Annotated in this window: 13 protein-coding genes; 4 read left to right on the top strand and 9 right to left on the bottom strand. The window is 33.9% G+C overall.

The window, feature by feature from the left end; all coding sequences use genetic code 11:
- Positions 1-731: 731 nt before the first annotated feature.
- The 4 genes from ACYSNX_RS11420 to ACYSNX_RS11405 all read right to left on the bottom strand — a co-directional run bounded on the left by ACYSNX_RS11420 (position 732) and on the right by ACYSNX_RS11405 (position 5,651).
- Entirely contained in the window at positions 732-3,050 is a 2,319-nt protein-coding gene (locus ACYSNX_RS11420) for a hypothetical protein (protein ID WP_461754802.1), read from the bottom strand.
- The gene (locus tag ACYSNX_RS11415; protein ID WP_461754801.1) at positions 3,013-4,023 is read right to left on the bottom strand and encodes a hypothetical protein; all 1,011 of its coding nucleotides are present in this window, start codon (positions 4,021-4,023) and stop codon (positions 3,013-3,015) included. The genes ACYSNX_RS11420 and ACYSNX_RS11415 overlap by 38 nt, the downstream gene beginning before the upstream one ends.
- A 206-nt stretch (positions 4,024-4,229) precedes the next feature.
- A complete protein-coding gene (locus tag ACYSNX_RS11410) occupies positions 4,230-4,730 on the bottom strand; it encodes a GNAT family N-acetyltransferase (protein ID WP_461754800.1) in 501 nt (166 codons plus the stop codon).
- A 150-nt stretch (positions 4,731-4,880) separates the two neighbouring features.
- Positions 4,881-5,651, bottom strand: coding sequence for an XRE family transcriptional regulator (locus ACYSNX_RS11405; protein WP_461754799.1), 771 nt, complete (start codon positions 5,649-5,651; stop codon positions 4,881-4,883).
- Between the two features lie 88 nt (positions 5,652-5,739).
- Here ACYSNX_RS11405 and dinB point away from each other — a divergent pair, with 88 nt between their 5' ends.
- Entirely contained in the window at positions 5,740-6,906 is a 1,167-nt protein-coding gene (gene dinB, locus ACYSNX_RS11400; RefSeq protein ID WP_461754798.1) for a DNA polymerase IV, read from the top strand.
- Between the two features lie 19 nt (positions 6,907-6,925).
- The gene (gene dnaE, locus ACYSNX_RS11395) at positions 6,926-9,970 is read left to right on the top strand and encodes a DNA polymerase III subunit alpha (RefSeq protein WP_461754797.1); all 3,045 of its coding nucleotides are present in this window, start codon (positions 6,926-6,928) and stop codon (positions 9,968-9,970) included.
- A 95-nt stretch (positions 9,971-10,065) separates the two neighbouring features.
- Here the strand turns inward: dnaE and ACYSNX_RS11390 are convergent, their stop codons facing one another.
- From ACYSNX_RS11390 to ACYSNX_RS11370, 5 genes are all read right to left on the bottom strand, one after another.
- On the bottom strand, positions 10,066-10,749 hold the full coding sequence (locus ACYSNX_RS11390) for a phosphonatase-like hydrolase (RefSeq protein ID WP_461754796.1): 684 nt from the start codon (positions 10,747-10,749) through the stop codon (positions 10,066-10,068).
- A 3-nt stretch (positions 10,750-10,752) separates the two neighbouring features.
- The gene (locus ACYSNX_RS11385) at positions 10,753-11,919 is read right to left on the bottom strand and encodes a TIGR03364 family FAD-dependent oxidoreductase (protein ID WP_461754795.1); all 1,167 of its coding nucleotides are present in this window, start codon (positions 11,917-11,919) and stop codon (positions 10,753-10,755) included.
- Positions 11,920-11,971: 52 nt separating this feature from the next.
- The gene (locus tag ACYSNX_RS11380; RefSeq protein ID WP_461754794.1) at positions 11,972-13,264 is read right to left on the bottom strand and encodes a DUF5690 family protein; all 1,293 of its coding nucleotides are present in this window, start codon (positions 13,262-13,264) and stop codon (positions 11,972-11,974) included.
- Between the two features lie 507 nt (positions 13,265-13,771).
- Complete coding sequence (locus tag ACYSNX_RS11375) at positions 13,772-14,974, bottom strand: TlpA family protein disulfide reductase (RefSeq protein ID WP_461754793.1); 1,203 nt, start codon at positions 14,972-14,974, stop codon at positions 13,772-13,774.
- A gap of 246 nt (positions 14,975-15,220) precedes the next feature.
- Positions 15,221-15,916 carry an SMI1/KNR4 family protein gene (locus ACYSNX_RS11370; RefSeq protein WP_461754792.1) on the bottom strand — a complete coding sequence of 232 codons (696 nt, stop codon included), beginning with the start codon at positions 15,914-15,916 and terminating at the stop codon, positions 15,221-15,223.
- A gap of 887 nt (positions 15,917-16,803) precedes the next feature.
- Here ACYSNX_RS11370 and ACYSNX_RS11365 point away from each other — a divergent pair.
- Positions 16,804-17,823 (top strand): ABC transporter substrate-binding protein, encoded by a 1,020-nt coding sequence (locus tag ACYSNX_RS11365; protein WP_461754791.1) that lies wholly within the window; start codon positions 16,804-16,806, stop codon positions 17,821-17,823.
- 44 nt (positions 17,824-17,867) lie between these two features.
- Entirely contained in the window at positions 17,868-20,300 is a 2,433-nt protein-coding gene (locus ACYSNX_RS11360) for a TonB-dependent siderophore receptor (protein ID WP_461754790.1), read from the top strand.
- Positions 20,301-20,608: the final 308 nt, after the last annotated feature.

Below are 20,608 nucleotides of genomic sequence, written 5' to 3'. Positions count from 1 at the left end.
CTTGGTAGCTTTCGGATTCCGTCCTATCCTTTCCAAGGTAGTTATCAATATATTTTGATATTTTCTGCATTCCTTCCTTCATTAGGTAACATTCATTTACTACTCATTTAAATTAAGTTCAGTCCTTCAGTATTTCGTAAGACTTCTTGGTATTGCCAAGCTTGTATCCATACCTACTATGACTTCTGCTGACTTCTTACAGCAATTGTTATCCATAGTTCTGTAAAAAAAAAACTTTCCTATGTCTGTAAGACCTCCCCAGGTAAGAACAGTAACTTTCCCCTCATATACCTGCTATATTTACCCTAAATATCTCCGTACAACTTTGGACTTCAGTTTGTTTAGCAACCTTATCCGATATTATTGAGCCTGATATAGTTTCTGTTCGTCAGGTCAAGGGTTTGCCTAGCGCTTCCTTCAGATTCCACCTTGCGATGGACACCCTTGCATTTGGCTAACACTTCCCGTTGTAAAGGCGTGTTCGGGACTTACACCCTAGAGTTACTACCCATGCTGGGCACACAAAAAAGCCTCTTTAAATTATATTATAATCTAAAGAGGTTTTTTACTATAAGGCAAGGAAAAACTTTCTTAAGTTTGCTTCTCAAGGGCAGCAGCTAAATGTTGCTATCTATTATTTTCACTTCACTCAAAAGTCTTTTGTGTATTTAATCTAACCTTTCTAAGATGCTACAAGACTTATATCTTTTGAGCTACTTTTATCCAGCTTGTTATTGTTGGTCTAGGTAAGTTTTAAAATACCCACATTCCTTAATTACCTCTTGGTAATACTTTGTATCCCTATAAAGGTTATATAAATCTTGAAAACCTTGCCATGCTAAAAAGGCTGTATCATCCCCATAGATCATAGAGAAATAATTGTTGCGCAAGTATTTTTGATTGTAGAATTCATTTCTTTGAATTTTTGCTAGTAGATAGGCAATCTTGGCTTTTTGCTCGTCATTAGTAGCATTATTAAAGGCCAAGGTATAATACTTTTTGGCCAAGTCCATATTTAAAATATATTTCTGGGTTTGCTCTTCTATGTAATTACTATTTTCTGCAAATAATCTACTGTGGTAAAACATACGGGCATTTCCAAAATAAGTAGTATTATAAAATGCATTTCCAAGTAAGAGTGCATTATTATATACCTCTTGATTTTGTGCAATTTTATCTTGCATTTCTATCATCTTTTGCAAAAATGTTTCCTTGGTATACTTTACAGATTGTTTGGCCGCATGATCGCAATCATTACAGTCTTTAATCTTTCCATTAAAGGGATTACCTAAAAGCTCATAATCTTTAAGCTTATAGGTATAATCTTGGCCGAAATAATCTTTCTTAGTCACCGAAGTGGCTTTCTGCATATAAGCTAAGCTCTCTTGTAGCTTATCTTGATAAAACAATAGAATAGCTTTTTGTTGGTAGAGCTCTTGTAAATAAATTGGATAATTTTCCAGTAGAATTTTCTCCCAAGCATTGAAGCTTCCCTTACTTAAGAAATCCTCCATAGCCTGGGTATTTTCCAAACTATCGTAAAAGGATAAATTTGGGTATACTATCTCGCTTAATACCCTTTGGTCCTCTTTTAGGTATAAGTCAGCTAATTTTTGTCTTACCCAGCTTTGGCCAAAGGAGTATCTAAAGGAAGACTCCTGAGCAACTTGGTCTTTGTTTAAGTCATTCAATAACCACTGCAAATCATCTAACAATCCCGTAGGGCCTTGATTACTTATAGATTGTAACTGATCCACTTGATTGATTATCTCAAATAGTCTTATCTGTTGACTTACTAAAGGGCTTTTAATTTCAAGGGTTTTAGCCTTATTTAAAAACTCAGCTGCCCTAGTATTATTACCTTGTAAAATACACAAATAACCACTAGCTATTTGCCATAAAGCAGGATTGTGTAACTGCTTTGTACTCTGGGCAGTCTTTTGGATCCAATCTACCTTGTTCTTATCTAAAACAGTGTTTACTTTCTTTAGGTATTCCTTTTTATTTTTAAAATCTTTAGGGTTTAACTGGGTTACTTCAGCCTCTTTTAGGTTAATCCATCTAGTTAATAAAAAGTCTAAATGTTTACTTCCAGGGTCAACAACATATATTTTTTGCATGGCCTCCAAGGTTTGATCCATAGTATAATATCCATACAAAGCCCATAAAGCAGCCTTGGTGCTTGAATTGTCTACTGTTTGAGCAAGTCCTTCTATATCCTTTTGAGGTAGAGCTTTAAAATTGTATAAAGCCACTTGTCTAAGTACTGGACTTTGATCAAATACCTCGGCGAAGATCCTATTGCTATTTTGGTAGTCTCCTACTTGATAATAAGCTCCTCCAACATACCCTAGAGCTCTATAGTATAGCTCATTTTTAGGCTGACTATCCTTAGTGGCAAAAAAGAAATCCACTACGGCATAGCGATTTTCGCTATAAAAGTAAGCTTTCATTACTTGAAACCACAAGCGGTTTTTCAAGAAATCATCTAAATCCTCATTAATAGCTACTTGGTCAAAATAGGACCTTTCCACAGCCTGAGCCATATCTCTATCTAATAAAACAGCTTGATAAGAATCATAATCCCAATAGTCATAGCTTTGAGTAGAGTAGAACTCTAGTTTTTTTGCCAGATTTAAAAAGGTTAAAAACCCCACTACCTTTTTATTTTTATAGTCCCATTCTCTTTCAATTTTTGGAGTTAAGCCCATAAAATAATCCTCAAAACTCAATTGCTCACTTGGGGTAAATAATAGACACTCCTCTATGTCTTTTTCAGGTACTAATCCCTTTAAGTATTCTTTCCAGTCCTCTAGCATACCTGGAGTGAACATGGAGACATTATTCATAGAAGAATAATCGTAAAATTTGTCATAAGGAGCGTAAAATAGCGGTTTATAAGACTCATCTGCAAAAGCCTCTGGGGTTAAAACAGAATGATCTGAATAATCCCACCAACCATCGGCACAACCATAAGAATAAATGCCATAGCTAAGGCTAAGGCCAAAGGCACTAATGATACACCAAGTCTTGTAAAGTCTGTTTTTCATAGCTAGATAAGTTTATTTCATTAAGATCATATAGTAAAATATCTAAAGTAGAGCTTTGGGCATTTTGCTTTAAATCTTGTATCATTTCTTGGAGCTGATGCTCTTTAATATGTTCTAATTTTAATTCCTGTCCTTTTTGGATTAATTTATTTTTAACCATAGTTTGGTCCTTTGCCACAAAAATATTTTCTGTTTTTGCTACCAAAAGAGGATTGTTTTTTAAGTCTTCTATGCTCATACCATTTAAAAGTCCCACTACTTTATCCTTTTGGCTAATTACCACCCAAGAATAAATAGGTAAGGCATAAGATAAAGGCAAAGGATAATTTTTCAGATTCCCTATATAAGACTTAGCTACCTCTCTGTTATAAATGGAGTTAAGGGTATCATTAGAGATAGCCGACATATTATAATACATCAAGACACCATAATCCACATTGGGTATACCTGTTTTGTTTGCATATTTTATTTGATGTAAACGAATGGTACAGGAAATGCGTTTATTACTGGATTTTTTAATATGATCGATCAAAGAGAAAAAAGCTTGTTTACTTTGAAGAGTCCAATCACAATCTAATTGTATCTCTTTGATAGACAGATTATTTTTTTTATTTATTTGGTCTATAAAATCCACAATTTGACGAGCGAGTTGTCCTAAATCTATATCCTTTTTGAGCATTACTTCATTTTTGATATACACTACAGGAATAATATTTTCCTCTACTAAGGAGTCTTTAAATATAATGGGAGCAATAGGAATGGCTTTGCCATTTTTAAGGCCTATATCTAAATAGCGAACATAGAGTTTAGAGCTATTAAAATCCTTTAAATATTCTTTTTCCTTGTCCTTTAAGTTAAATACTGTCTTCCAATAATAAAAGGAAATTGTATTTTCTATATCCTCTTTATCCTTGGATTTCGAACAGCAAACCACAAAGATAAGCAAGAAGAATATCCCTATTTTTTTATACATAGTAGCGTTTATATTACAGAGATAAAATTACGCTTTTTTGGCAAAGGAGTATACTTTTTCTTCTAGTGGTTTATGGCTATTTTTAATTGAAATTAGCCACAATTCTATCCCTAGAGCTATCCACAAAGGATAATCAGGGATGTTCTTTAATAAATTTGGTTAGTAGAGTAAACAGATATATTGATTAAGTAGAAAAGAACTAATTCCTACTTATGCAAATTGCGTTCAAATAAAAGCAGTAATTGATCGTTCTCTTGTTTCACTGTTTTACTAGTGAAATTTAAACGATTCAATAATTTAATAGCGTTAGGGTTTCTAGCATCCGTTAAGGCGTATATGCATGAATGGCTAGTGGCTAATTGAGCTATAAAAGCTAATCCTGCTTCAAAGGCATATCCCTTATCACAGTATTCAGGCAAAAAGGCAAAACCAATATCATAGTAGTCTAAGTTATCTCTTTTAATAAGGCTTATAAGTCCCATTTTATTATGGGTTACTTTATCCAAGACGCACCAAAAGAACAAATGATTACTATGTAGTATCACTTGTATGTAATCTAAAGCTTGCTCTAAGGTATATATATGTTTATCGCCAATATACATCAGCCAATTTGGAGTATTGACTAATTCATAAATAAACCTAGCATCCCCTACTTGCAAAGGCAATATATCTAATCTATGGGTGGTTATCGCTTCTGATTCGCTCATAATGGTTTATTAAATAGTATGCTCTTACTCTATTATATGTTTTACTTTATAGATAAGGCCTTAATAACTAGGGAGAAATACCAAGTAAAAGTACATTTTTTTATTTCCCCTTAACTGTATATAAGGAAATTTAACACATAAAAAGGAAATTTACTTTGCTTTTTTATCCATCACCACACTTAGCATTTGTTTGATTTCTCGAAACATTGTCCTTGTATCTTCTGGCCCTAACTCCTCAGGTTTAAATTCACTAGTAGCAATACTACTTGCAAATTCCCATATTTCTAAAATATCGCCAGCCTCAATACTATAAGGGCGATAGAAACTATTATCTGAGTGCAGTTCGAATATCTCTTGAGTCAAACGATATACTCTTTTGTACACTATACCATCTTGTCTTGTAATTAATACATAAGTTCTACCGTCTTTGACCTCTTGCAAGCTTTCTACATATCTACCAATGACAAACGCTCCACTTTGATGTGGAGGCATAGAGTCTCCTTCTATTGGAAAGGCTCTATACTTACCACTTCCTAAAAAAGGCATAGAAATCTGATCCAAACTTTGAATAAATTCAGGATCCGAATAGCCATGGAGGTATCCAGCTTGAGCTTTATGAGCAATAATCTCAATAAAGTTATTTTGATGGGCATCTACCATAATAGGAAGTAAAATACGGTTATCCTCTAGCTTTAATAATTCTCCCATTGGCACTTTTCTCAAATCCACGGAAATCATTAAATCCACACTTACATGAAAATAACGACTAATACGCAACAAAAGAGTCAAAGGAGGCTCTGAGGCTCCTTCTTCATATTTGGCATATCGCCCACGAGTAATCCCTAAGCCTTCGGCTACTTTTTGCTGAGATTCAGCCCTTTGGGAACGTAAATATCTAATATTATCGGATAGTAATGACATTTTGCTATGATTTATATCAACAAATATACAAATATTAGATACAAATAATAGTAAGTTTGCTAAAAATATTTTTAACACCTCTATTACTATGCAAAGGGCGATTGTACATTTAGATTTAGATAGTTTTTTCGTGTCTTGTGAACGCTTACAAAACTCCTCCTTAAACGGTATACCTGTTATTATTGGAGCTGGAGACAGAGGAGTGGTTTCTAGTTGTTCCTATGAGGCAAGGTATTTTGGAGTAAGATCAGCTATGCCTTTAAAAATGGCTATCCGGCTTTGTCCTCAGGCTAAAGTTATAAAAGGAGATATGCAATTATACTCTAACTTATCCCATATTGTTACGGATATTTTAACCCAAGAGGCTCCCGTTGTAGAAAAAGCTAGCATTGATGAGTTTTATATGGATCTCACTGGTATGGATAAGTTCTTTAGTTTAAACCAATGGACAAAGGAGCTTACCTCTTTGGTACAAAAGCAGACGGGGTTGCCTTTGAGTTATGCCTTATCGGTAAATAAAACAGTATGTAAAATAGCCACTACTCAGGCCAAGCCTCAAGGATTCATTCACCTGGAAAAACATCAGGTACAACCTTTTTTAAATCCTTTATCCATTCGTCAGATTCCCAGTGTGGGCCCGATAACCTATGATACTTTATCCCGTATAGGAATAAAAGATATACGTACTCTTTCTTTAATGCCTGTGGAAATTCTACATCAAATTTTGGGAAAACCAGGTATAGACATATGGCAAAAAGCCAATGGTATTGATACCTCTATAGTAGAGCCTTATAAAGAGAAGAAAAGTATTTCCAATGAACACACCTTTGAAACAGACACCATAGATATCGCCCAAATAAAGGCCTTATTTATAGGTATGGTAGAGAAGTTAGCCTTTGAACTTAGAGATCAAAAATGGCTAACTAGCTTAGTTAGCGTAAAAATCCGCTACTCTAACTTTGACACACATACCAAACAAAGTAAAATTCCTTATACTAGTCAAGACCATACTCTAACTAGTATAGTATGGGAGTTGTTTGATCAATTGTACAACAGGAGGATGCGATTGCGACTAATTGGTATACAATTTAGCTCTTTGGTAAGGGGGACCTACCAAATGAATCTATTTGAGAACACTCCTGAATTAGTGAATTTATACCAAACTATGGATAGTATTAAAAAAAGATTCGGTCCAAATGCGCTTGGTAGATGTTCTGGAGCTGTTCTAAAAAACAAGCACAAAACCAATTACTAACCCTTTTTTATCGTCTGTTATGTTTATTAATTCACACACCTATTATAGTCTAAGATATGGAACCCTTAGCGTAGAGGAGTTAGTGGACTTAGCCCATAAAAATAGTCTTACAACCTTAGCTCTGACCGATATCAATAACACAACTGCTATGTATAGTTTTATACAAGAATGTCAAAAAAAGCAGATTAAGCCAGTTGTAGGGGTAGATTTTAGAAAAGATAATATCCACTATTATATCCAATTGGCTAAAAATAAAAAGGGCTTAGCACAAATACATCAATTAATAAGTCAAGTTAATCAAAACAGGTTTTGTTTACCTACACAATGTAAGGGGTCTGACCACTATTATACGATTTATCCTATTTCTAACTTACCTAAGGAACTACAAGAAAATCAATATATTGGAATAACCACCCAACAGGTTAATCTATTATATGATCCAAAGTATAAAAAATGGATAGATAAAATGGTAGTATTACAACCTATTACCATTCAAAGTAAAGAGCACTTAGAATTACATAAAATTCTAAGAGCAATTGATCAAAATATTCTACTAACTCAAATCTGTGATCAAAATACCGCCACGGAGCACCACCAAATACAAAGTATAGCTCATATAGAGAAAGCCTTTGAAAATTATCCTATTATACTTCAAAACACCAAAGATATATTACAAGATTGCACCTTTACTTTTGATTGGAAAGTATCGCGCAATAAAAAACACTTTACCCAGGATAAAGCATCTGATTTTGCACTCTTGACCCAGCTTGCTTTAAAGGGATTACAAGAAATCTATGGCCCTGATAACCAAAAAGCCCTAGAGCGCACCCACAGAGAACTTGAAGTAATTCAAAAGCTCGATTTTTGTGGTTATTTCTTAATCACATGGGATATTGTATGTTTTAGTAAATCCCAAGGTTTTATGCATATAGGTAGAGGAAGTGGCGCCAATAGTATAGTAGGATACCTTTTAGGGATAACCAATGTTTGTCCCTTAGAATTAGATTTGTATTTTGAGAGATTTTTAAATGAAAACAGAAATAGTCCTCCAGATTTTGATATAGATTGGTCTTGGGATCAAAGGGATGTTATCTTGAACTACATATTTAAGAAATATGGACAAGACCACGTTGGCTTTTGTGGGGCTATTTCCACCTTTAAATACCGTTCTAGTGTAAGAGAAATAGGAAAAGTATTGGGCTTAAACAAACAGGAACTCGACCAATTATCCAAAAAAAACACCTACACAAATACCAATTCCATAACGGATTTGGTACTCTATTATGCCACCATTTTACAAGGGTTTCCTAATCAAAGAACCATGCACGCTTGTGGAGTAATTATATCCCAAGAACCCCTATACAATGTTTGCGCCTTGGATTATCCCCCAAAGGGATTTGCAGTAATACAAATGGATATGCATACCGCATCGGATATAGGTTATGAGAAGTTTGACATACTCTCTCAAAGGGGAATTGGCCATATAAAAGAGGCTACAGAGCTTGTTTTGCAAAACAAAAACATCTCTATTGATATACAAGACATTAGCCTTTCGAAAGATCATCCTTTATGTAATGCTGCCTTAGAAAAAGGCCATACCATTGGTTGCTTTTACATTGAGAGCCCAGCTATGAGGGGACTTTTAAAAAAACTACAATGCGATAATTACAAAACCCTTGTTGCAGCCTCTTCCATTATACGCCCTGGAGTGGCTAAAAGTGGTATGATGCAAGAGTATATCTTTCGACATAATAATCCTACTTGCTTTGAGTATTTCCATCCCGTATTTGAACAGCAATTAAAACAAACCTATGGTATTATGGTCTACCAAGAGGATGTTATAAAAATTGCTTTGCATTTTGCTGGTCTTGCGCCAAGTGATGGAGATTTACTAAGAAGAGCTATGAGTGGTAAAACCAGATCCCTTGATGTATTGCAACAAATCAAAAATCGCTTCTTTGATCACTGTTTACAAAAGGGGCATTCTTTGGATCTTACCCAAAAAATATACCAGCAAATTGAATCCTTTGCAGGATATTCTTTTTGCAAGGCTCACTCGGCTTCCTATGCTATTGAAAGTTACCAAAGCCTGTATTTAAAGGTACATTACCCTTTGGAATTTATCACAGCTGTTATCAATAACCAAGGAGGTTTCTACCGTACAGAGGTTTATTTGCACGAGGCTAAAATGGCAGGTGCCATTATTCATCCTCCTTGTATAAACACAAGCGATAGAAACTGTGTTTTAAAACAAAATGACCTTTATTTAGGCCTTGGATTTTTACAATCTATTAGTGAACAAACCATAGAAAACATTCTTTCTAGTAGAAATCTTTTTGGCGCCTTCTTGAACTTGGAAGATTTTTTACAAAGAGTAGATATAGGCATAGAAACCATGCAAAACTTAATTTTTGTTGGTGCCTTTAAGTGCTTTAATGTCTCTAAGAGTGAACTGCTGATTCTTGGACGTTTGCTAATGCAAAAGCCAAAAAGAAACCTACAACCTACCCTACTTCAAAGTAGCTTACCTTGTTATGAGTTTCCAACCCTACAGCGCTCTATAACAGAGGATGCTTATGATGAGATAGAACTTTTAGGCTTTAGTGTGAGTTGCAGCGTATTTGATCTATTAAAAACAAGCTATAAAGGCGATTTTATGGCAGATGAACTGATCAATCATCAGGGAAAAGTAGTTAAAATGCTAGGCTACTTAATTTGTACAAAACACGTTCCTACCAATAAAGGAAGTATGTATTTTGGCACTTGGATTGACGCCCGTGGCCATTACTTTGACACTGTCCATTTTCCAGATTCCATCAGGGCCTACCCTTTTGTAGGACCTGGTTGTTACTTATTATTAGGCAAGGTACAACTTGCCTATGGTCAGGCTAGTTTGGAAATACAAAAAATGGCTCTGATGCCCTTTATAGACGATCCTAGATATGCACAAAACTGCAATCTAAGCAACAGTGCTATTAATAACTTAAAGCTCGATATATCCACCACCAATAGAGCTCCATATCCAAGGGCCCATGAAATAAATTTACCTAGAACAAAATTGTAATACTAAAAAAGGGTTCCATATACGGACCCCTTTTCTATATCTATTTCACCTGATATCACTTTGCTTTTTAGAAAAACTAAAAGACACAAAAAGTATTATTTGATTAAAATATCTTGTAAATCCGTTAACTGGTCTAAGATATAATCTGGATTAGCCTCTAAAAGCTGTTCTTTGGTTTGTGCCCCAGTTAACACCCCAGCAACTAAACCACAATTAGCATTTTTACCCTCCATAATATCAATAGCTGAATCTCCAGCTTTAAGTACTTGCTGACTATCGCTTACTTCAGCTTTTTCCATAGCTAAATGAATCATATCCGGATGTGGTCTACCATTTACTACATCACTTGCAGTAACAAGTCCATCTATTTCCCGTCCTACTTCCCAGTTTAACTTATTAAGTAAAGTATTGGCTGTTTTACTGTCGTAACCTGTGTTTAATACTACTTTAATCCCATTTTCTCTTAAAGTAGAAAACAAGGTTTCTACGTTTTCAAAACCAAATACCTCTGTAGTATTATAAGCAGTTTCTAGACCTAATTTAAAGTCTTCGAAAATTTGCTTACTCTTTTCTTGAGCTGTTTTACTATCGGCTATTTGCTCTAACGTATCATAAATAGCTTGTAGTTTTTCTTTTCCTGCACCATAGGCAAGTACTTGGTCTAACGTACACTCAAATCCATGTTTTAAAATAGCCTGTAAAAGGGTTTTATACACTAAATTATCTTCGTTTACCGTAGTTCCAGCCATATCAAAAACAGCTAATTTAATCTCTTTCATTTGTTATTTATTAAATAGTATATTAATATTTTGTTTTGCAAAACCTGCACTTCCCGTCATTCCTTTTCCTCCAATTCCAGTTACAATATGAATGTGATCATCAATAGTATGTTGGAATATATCGCTATTTTTACATTGAGAGTAAATACCATACCAAGATTGCTGTATTTGGTAAGAAGGCAAATCGAAAATCTTTTTAGCCTCTTGTATCATAAAGTCATTTATCTCTGCTTTAATATCAAAACCTAATTGATCAAAGTTTTTTGCATCGGCATATTCATGAGAATCTCCAATAATAATTGACCCATCGGTGGCTTGTTTAAACAAAATGTGTACACCCCACTTTTTCTCAAAAGAATTAGGATCCTCTTGTGCTTTAATTTCAGCAAAAGAAGCACATTCATGAAATGCCTCATATCTGCGTATAGATAACCCAGTTAAAATAGAACCTTTTAATTGGTACTCTTTGGGTTGAGCTACCGTACTGAGCATTTGCAATTTAGTGATTTCTAAATCACTTTGGTTAAATACCTCTGGGTATAGTGTTTTAAATTCTGACCCGCAGCAAATAATTACTTTCTGCGCCTCTATCCTTTGCATAGAGCTAGTTAGAACACTTACTTTACCTTGAGAAATTGTCTCACAAATAAGAGCTTGGGTATTGTAGAATATATCTAAAAGATGTTCCTTAGTTAAATATTCATGCAATTTATGGATCATTTGTCTTGGTTCAACCGTCACTTCCTGAGGGAAAAAAAGTCCACTCTTCACATAATCTTCTCTTAAACCTGGGTAGCGCTTTAAACACTCTTGTTTACTTAATAAAACAGACTCATAATCGTTTGCTTTATTAATGTTATGAAGCTCCTGAATTAATTGTTGCTCCTTTTCATCGGAAGCCAAATATACAGACCCATTATTTCTAACGGAAATATCAAACTGACTTTGTATGTCTTTATAAATAGATAAACTCTCTCTACCATAATTCTGCCATTTGCTATCCATACCTGAAGGAACTACTTGCCCAAAATTTCGCACTGTAGCACTAGTAGGCTTTTGGTCTTTTTCCAAAATAGCTACTTTCAATCCTTTTTTAGCAGCATGGTAAGCGTGAAAAGTTCCTAAAACTCCTGCGCCAATGACAATTAAATCGTATTGTTTGTTATTCATTTTTATCTTACTTTTTTGTCTAGTTATATTTTTTATATTTTCTTTTCTTTTTCTAGGCCGCTTGATTCAGCAATACGGTTTTTCTTTGTATTTGTTTGCTAAAATACCATACTACCATAATGGCACTACTAATAATAATAACAGCAGATTGAAGGTTTAAGATAATAAAGAAATGCTTCCAACTTGTGGAGAAATCCGTTATTTCTTTTAAAAGTAAAACCATCACACTTCCTAAATATCCAATGGAATCAGCTAAGTAGAATAAAAATCCTACATTTCCTTTAAAATGTAAAAGTGCTACTAATCGCTCAAATACAAGACAATGAAATAGTATGTAGGGTAAGTATACTCCTATACCACTTACCACCATCCAAACTATTGGAGACATCAATTTATTTTGAAATAAAATTGTAGAACCGATCATTACAAGTGCACTTATAACAGTTAAAGTCATACCAAAGTTAAAGGCCTTTTTATTTTTCTTAATCAACACACACATGGCGGCAATTACAAGAACGGTAACCGCTACTGGTATCTCCGTTAAAGTAATTAAACTCGGCGTTCCAGAGTAGCCTAATTCTGCCCAAAACTCTACCACGAAATTATCTCTAAAATCCCTAACAATAGTAAGTAGCATATAGATAATTACAAGGCCTAAATATCCTAATCCATTGGCTTTTAAAAATGCTCTTCTTTGTTCTTTAAACATAGGTAAGCGCTCAGTTCTAGCCTCTATATCACTTTTACTGGGCCCTTTACTTTTATTTAATAAAGCTACAGAAAGTATAAACAAAGGAAAAAATAACAAAGCTGTAGCAAAAGGCATATTGTATTGGGTAATGCCATAATCTTGCATTAAAATAAGTCCTAATGTCTTTACTAAGCCTGTAGAGAAGATAAAAGTCGCACTTAAAGCAGCTGCTAATAACTCGGTATTTCTTCTACCCTCAATATAAGAGAAGACAATTCCAAATATCATACCTAAAGGTAGCCCATTAAAGAAAATAGCAATTACTTTATACTCTTGTGGCACGATAGCAAAAAGCCCAAGCATAAGAAGTCCAAAAGTAGTACAGCCAATAAGCCATAAAGCTCTTTTAGATTTAGGCATCTCCGAAATTACCTTAATACCTATAAACTTAGAGACCATATAACCTAATACTTGACTTATCACAAAAACAGTTTTTTGTTCCAACCCAAATTGCAATCCTTCTCCTAAGTACTGCCCTGCTAAAAAAGATTTTCTAATAGCGTACATTCCTGTATAACATAGAAAAACAGAGATAACAATTATTAAGGTATTTAATTTCCCACTTGAAGAATGTTTTGTAGATACAGCTTCCATTTAGTTGAATTTTGTTCTAGCAAAAATAGCCTTGCAGCCCAGCAAAGACATTACCTAACTGTTAACAATAGATTAACAGTATTAAAAGTAATTACAAAAACTAAACACTACTAACAACTGAAAACCACCCCCTTATACTTTTAATAGATTAAATTAATGTTGCTAAAATGTAAAAACGATATAAAATGGAAATCTTGTAATTATACCATAAACTACTGCGAAGCTAAATCCTAATACCATAAGGGTATTTATTGCATTATAAAGGATAAAAAAAGGACTATACATTAACGGTATATAATGTATAGTCCTCAAAGTTATTTTAAGTTTTTTTTCTATGCGCTTTAAAGTAAAACGTACTTACTTATCAAAATATACTTTTTTAGTAAAGTATACTATTGTACAATGCCAATGGATTTTTATAATTTCTATACAATAGAACACAAATTCTAAAAAGCATCGTTAAGTGACATTATACCTCCAACTTTATTCTCTTGCTTACCTGCTAGCTTATAAGGAATCTGACTCCAATTTTAGTATTTCTTTGGCTTTAAAAAAAGTTTTATGGGATCCTCTTGATATTATTTTTCCTTGTGGAGAAATAAAAACAAAATAAGGAAGACTTGCAAAGGGATAATCCTCTAACATTTGTTTATTCGCCTCTATCTTCTCCACCTCCAACCAAGGGTGGGCAAGCATACTTTTTAAAATAGGCTTTACACTCATACCATAGCTTTTAGCATTCTCATTAGTTTGATCATATAACTGTTCTATCTCCAAGATACTATCTGTAATTCCAATAATATTTACTTTATCCTTATATTCATTTTGAAACTGTACAATATCATTTTCCCTTTGAAAAGATCCTGGACAAACTCCCCAATGATAAAGCAAAACATAAGTTCCTTTAAGATCCTTTAAGCTCACCTTACTACCATCTAAAGCAGTTAACTCAAAATCTGGAGCATCTACTCCAGGCTGTAATCTACCTAGTATATCTAATTCCTTTTTCAAAGCCTTTCCAAAGTGACTTTCTCTAGCCTTATCGTCCATTTTTTGGTATCTAGCAAGGCTTAAATTATAAGGCTTAAAGCGTACACCTGCTAAAGTTTCTACGACAGTAATATCTGAAGAAGGAAAGGAATTATAAAAATTCTGGTATAAAGAATCTAATTGCTCATAGGCCTGTTCATTAGCTGCATGAAAAGACTCTATTTCTAATGAATATTCTTTGCTGGCTTTTGTGTCATTATTATTATCAGCTAGTGAACGCAATCTATAGAGCTCTCCTATTCTAGAAGATAGGGAATTATCCAAATTTAATGCCTCTTGTAATAATTCATTGTCATATACCCCTCCTTCAATCTTTGGGTAATAGATCTGCTCGGTATTACCAGTTAATAGGATTTCTTGATCTTTAATTAAAAATTCAGCGCCTATACGATCTAACTCCACCTCTTGCCCTGAAACAGGTCTATAACTCATTAAATAAAGACTTTCATGTGGATGCTCCCCTTCATAAAAAAATTCATTGGGCTTTTCAACTATCACCTCAAAGGCAAAAGAGGTTTTATAACCAGGTTGAGTAACCTTCTCAAAGTAAAGTGTATCTCCAGGGGTTAAACCTTGGATTTGCCCTATAATTTTAAAAGGCATCGCGCTTGCTCCTACAAGGTTCAAACTAAAAAACAATAACAAAAAAACATACTTCATAGATAACAATATATACTTGAGTTACTCAAATCGCAATCGCTCTACTACCTATTTTGAAAAGCTTAACGATGGTTTCCAAATTACTCCTAAATAGGTTTGAACAACTATGAGTTCCTATTAAATAAAGACAAAAAATCAATGTTTAAGTTCAATAAAAAAAAACAAAATACTCCAAAGAATACCCTGTATATAAAGTTTTCTTCCCTCTTTAAAAGCGATCCTAACTATATATGGATATGTACTTTGCTATAAACTACCTACGCAAGAGTAACATTTTTGTAAGAAGTCATTGAAGTTATCTGCTACCTTTACAAAATTAGTTTTTAAAATAGCATTATGCACTTGCTTTCCTTCTGGGGTTGAGCTACTAATAAAACTATTCTGATCTATATCATATTGCTTGTACACCTCAGCTAATTGTTTTTGTTTTAGCGACCCTGGAAAATCACTAGGTCCATTAACATGATTGAAATAGTAGTAAACACAACCATAATCTTGCTTATCTAAAGAAATACAAACCATATCTAGGGTATTTCTCCCATTACAATTGGCAATAGAAATCATTTGATCCGGCATCACATCAAAGTAAGACCTTAAATATCTATTGTTTGCCATTAACTCAAATAAATCCCACTGCTGCACTTTACTTTGATCCATTTTATCATTTAACCAAACTGCACTAAAACTATATAAAACTGGGCAAACAGTTTCTGAGCTACCTTCTTGCTTTAAAAGAGTAGAGTCAAATCGAATTTGTTCAAAATCTTGTAAACTATCTCCGCAATCGATAATTCCTGGAGATACAAAACCTCCATTGTTTTTCAAAAGGAACTCTTGGTAATCCTTAGGTAGTTCATTAAATCCAAACATTTGCTTTAAAATACTCATTTGCTCATCCAGTAGTTCCTGAGTCAAATTTGGAAAAGAATAAATTAGTTTCATGTGTATCAAATTGTATTATATTCTACAAGATACACTTTTTTTACCATGTATTTCTAACAAAAACACCACTAAATATAACATTTACCAATAAATACTCACCTCTAGAATCCTTGGCAACACTCAAGAAGTCTACCTACTAGGCTAAAAATAGACCTCCACTTGCCCATGGGGTATAAATTACCTATGTTATTTTATTCAATTTTATTCAATTAACCTAAAAACTACCATATTAAAAATTATATTTTTTCATAAATTGTAATATATAAAACAACAAAATAACATACATTTCATTTTTATTTTATTTTTCGTCTTCGCAATAGACTGCTTTATCCATTTGCCAGGATTAAAGCAGTCTTTTTTTCTCTAGTATAAAACTATGTAAATAAACTACTTAAAAAAATCTCTTTTAAAGTACTTCCCTACCTCGTATTATATTTCACTAAACCTTCAAAATAACTAATAGTTTCTAATTTTAAGTCTTTACAATAGCCAAATGTCTAAAATAGACATAAGACAAATTAGCCCATAAAAACACAATAACCAACAAAATACAATATTATCAATACAAAACACACAATATCACTAATAATAATATACATAACACACACATAACACATATTAAGAACTAATCCATCAAATACCTAAATATACTATATTATTCAAGTTTTGTACTACTTAAAAACTTACTAAAAACATACATTTGTCACAACAAACAAACAACAAAGTCAATAAAATCAATAGATTGCATTTGTTTATATTTTTTTTTACACCTATATAATTACAAACAAAGATTGGCGTATATTTGTAGCGAAAAGTGACATTACAAAACACAGTGTTTTTTAGACACTTTTTCTACCCTCAACAAAACATTTATAACCATTGTTTATATGCAAAAGAAACAATTACTTTTTAGCGTCCTTTTCCTTATAGGATTTTTATTCTTACAATCTTGTACAAAAGTGAAGGACTCCGCTCAGCATTCGAAGAGCTCTACCCATAGTGTAGTGGCAACAGATAGTAGAGGTAAACAAGTAACCTTAGATACTATTGCCACCAAAGTAGCTGTTCTTTTCACTCCAATTGTAGAGGAAATATACATGCTTGGCGCCCAAGACCAATTAACTGCCATTACGCAAGAGGTTTATTTACAACAGGATACCTATGATTTCTTATCTACTTTAGACCCTCGTATTAAAAACAAACAAATTAGCGCACCTACTTTTAATGGTAGAGCTATTTCAATGGAGAATATAATTGCTTTAGAACCAGATTTAGTTATTCTTTTAGAGCAAGAAAACGACACAAGTGAACAGTTAGAATCATTAGGATACAAGGTTTTCACAGTAGATGGTAGCCAGCCATTAGGTATTGTGGAAGAGTTTTTAGGTATTGCCACTTTAATGGGGAAAGACAAAAGAGCTAAAGAACTTATTGACTACTATACTGCGGAATCTAATAAATTAAAACAGCGTGCAGAAAGTGTACAAGAAAAGAAATCCATTTACTACTCCTGGAGTAAAGGAAGAATTCTATCCACTTCAGGAAAAGGATCTTTAATGGACTTTGTAATTACCAGTTCTGGAGCTCTTAATGCTTGTCCTTTAGATATTGATGCGCCAAACCTAAGCCCAGAAACACTTTACTTATGGAATCCTGACTTAATGGTATTGTGGAATACTCCGCAAAAAGATGTATATGATCTAAAAGAATTGGCAGCATTACCTGCTGTGGTGAACAAACAAGTCTATGAGTTAACTCCTACTTTTAACTTCAACCCACATACTTTAAAGATCTTACTATTCTCCAAACAACTGCAATCTTGGGCGTACCCTCAAATCTATAGCCCAGAAGAATTTCAAAAAGAATTAAAACAAGACTTAGATTTTTTCTACGGCCTTTCCAAATAAACATAGCTCGTAGCGTATCACCTATATTTAATATCCTATAAAAGATGAGAACATCTATTTTTCAAACCCTTAGTGTTTTAGCACTTTTATTGTGTACCCTAACAGGGTTCTCTCAAGCCTCTTATCAAATCAAAGGAAGTATTTTAGACCAACAAGGTCAAGGAGTAGCCTATTGTGATGTTATTGTACAAAATAGCCAAATCCTAACTACCGATAATAAAGGAGAGTTCAAATCTTCACAAAGTTTTGCCTTACCTATTTCCGTACAAATAACGGCTATGGGATACAAAACCAAATATGTCGTATTAGATCAAAAAGATATAAGCAAGCTGGATAACTTACGCTTTACACTAGAGCAAGACCAAACCCAGTTAGAGGAAGTATTAGTTACTATCCGAAGAGATAATTCCTACCTTACTAACTCGGCGGTATTAGGCGGTAAATTTAGTGGCTCCATTAAAGATATTCCTCAAAGTATTTCTTTAGTATCGGCCGAATTAATGGAAGATAAACAAGCCTTTCAATTAACCGATGTTATTTCAGATTTAGCTGGAGTTACCCAAGCTTCTTCTTATGATGAGTTTGTAATTAGGGGGTTCAAAAGTGGTTATGACACTGGATACCGTCTAATTAATGGTATGCGCTCAGCTTATGGCTTTGGAGAAAGCTACTACCGTTCTCCTATGATTTTAAACCTAGAGAGTATTGAAGTATTAAAAGGTCCAACTGCCTCTTTATTTGGGGATATTGCCCCAGGTGGAACTATTAATATGATTACTAAAAAACCTTTAGACGAGTTCAAAGGAAACATACAACTTGCAGCTGGAAGTTTTCAAACCCTTAGAACTACCTTAGATTTAGGTGGACCTTTAGAGAAAAATAAAAAAATGCTTTATAGGTTAAACACTGGATATGAAACTTCTCAAACTTTCAGAGATATAAACAATAGAACCAATTTCTTATTTGCTCCATCTTTCTTACTAAAACCAGTGGAAGGAACAGATATTTCTATTGACTTAGTCTTTGATAATTTTAAAGGGTATTTAGACAGAGGAATGAGTATTTTAGGCGGAGATTTATACGCACTACCTAGATCGTTCTCTTTAAGCCAACCATCTGATTTTTTCAACACCACTACCATTACAGCTAGTATTGGTTTAAAGCAAAAGATAACTCCTAATTTAGTATGGAATACCAACTATACCCAAAGTAGTTATAAAGAGGATTTAAACGAGCACCGTACCTTAAATAGCTTTGCAAACCCGCCAGAGAACACTATAGTGAACTTGCGCTTTTTTGACCGTCATGGAAAAGAGTACACCTCCAATGTAGTGTCTTATGTAAAATGGGATATCTATGAGGACAATATTCAAAACCATTTAGTTGTTGGAGTAGACTACGCTCAGTACAACGTAGATAAAAATAGTTACCAAAGAGAAGCAAGAAGTAAAATGGTAGATGGAAAAATAGTTCCATTAACCTATGATCTAAACAAGCCTTCTTACGGAGCTGTTAACTTAAATGACTATATCTGGCGCCCAAATACACAGTACCCTTTTATGAGCCCTTACCATACAACAGGGGTATATTTTCAAGACCAATTAAACCTTTTTGAGCGCTTTAAAATGGTAGTTGGTTTACGTTATGAAAATCACAGATCCAAAAGCACCGATATCACCAAGGATTATACTGCTACTCAAAATGTACTTTTACCTCGTGTAGGGTTAACCTACGTAATTAGTCCATCGATTAATTACTTTGCTAGTTATTCTCAAGGATATGTACCTGTTTCGGCGGATTTCATTGTAAACCACAAAGCATATGGTTCGGATAAACCATTTAAATCAGAAAGCAGCTACCAAATCGAAACCGGAGTAAAAACGGCCTTTTTAAAAGACCAATTACAAGTGGATTTATCTTTATTCCATATAGAAAGAGATCAAATGCTTATGCAAACTGGTATTGTAGGCCCTGAAGGACTACCTTATTACCGACAAGCTGGTAAGGTCAGCTCTCAAGGAGTAGAGGTAGACATTAGAGGACAATTCACAAAAGAATTGCAAATCATGGCTAATTACACCTATAACAAAACGAAAATAAAAAACTCTTCCGACCCTTCAGAGGACAGCCAGTTACTAGCTGGAGCACCAAAAAACTCTGCTAGTTTGTGGGTAAAATACGTTTTATCCCATTCTGCCTTAAAAGGACTAGGTGTTGGTGCAGGAGTTTATTACGTAGACAAAAGAAGGTTAAATGACAGTTTTGAAAAAGATGCCCAAGGACAAACTGTTTGGGGATATTTGCCAAGTTACACCACAGCTAATGCAGCAGTTTATTATCATATAGACAAGGTAAAAGTAGCTGTGAATGTAAACAACATCTTTGATAAATATTACTTTTTAGGAGGTTTTGACTACACAAGAGTATTTGCAGGAGCACCTAGAAACATTATGGGAAGTATTAGCTTTACTTTCTAAAATAACCTTGAAAAAAGTAAGCTTTTGATTAAAGGAATTAAACAACCTATTGAGCTGCGTATAACTTATTGAAAAAGCTTAAAAATAATGCATAGACTCTCTCCTCTATTCTATTAAGAAAGGAGAGAGTCTATCAAAAACACTCCAAAGCTTATAGGCCCTCAATAAAGGAGCCTATTCTGAAAGTGTACCACCAACTGTGTCACAAAATTAATTATATCATATAAAAATGTAAATTAGTCTTATGAACACAAACAACAAAAAGAGCGGATTCGATTTCGAAAGTTTCAAAGAACAGGCTATGGCCG

The sequence above is a fragment of the Myroides sp. LJL115 genome (assembly GCF_054871665.1).
Note: the sequence above shows the minus strand (reverse complement) of the source record. Positions and strands in the feature narration are given on the sequence as shown.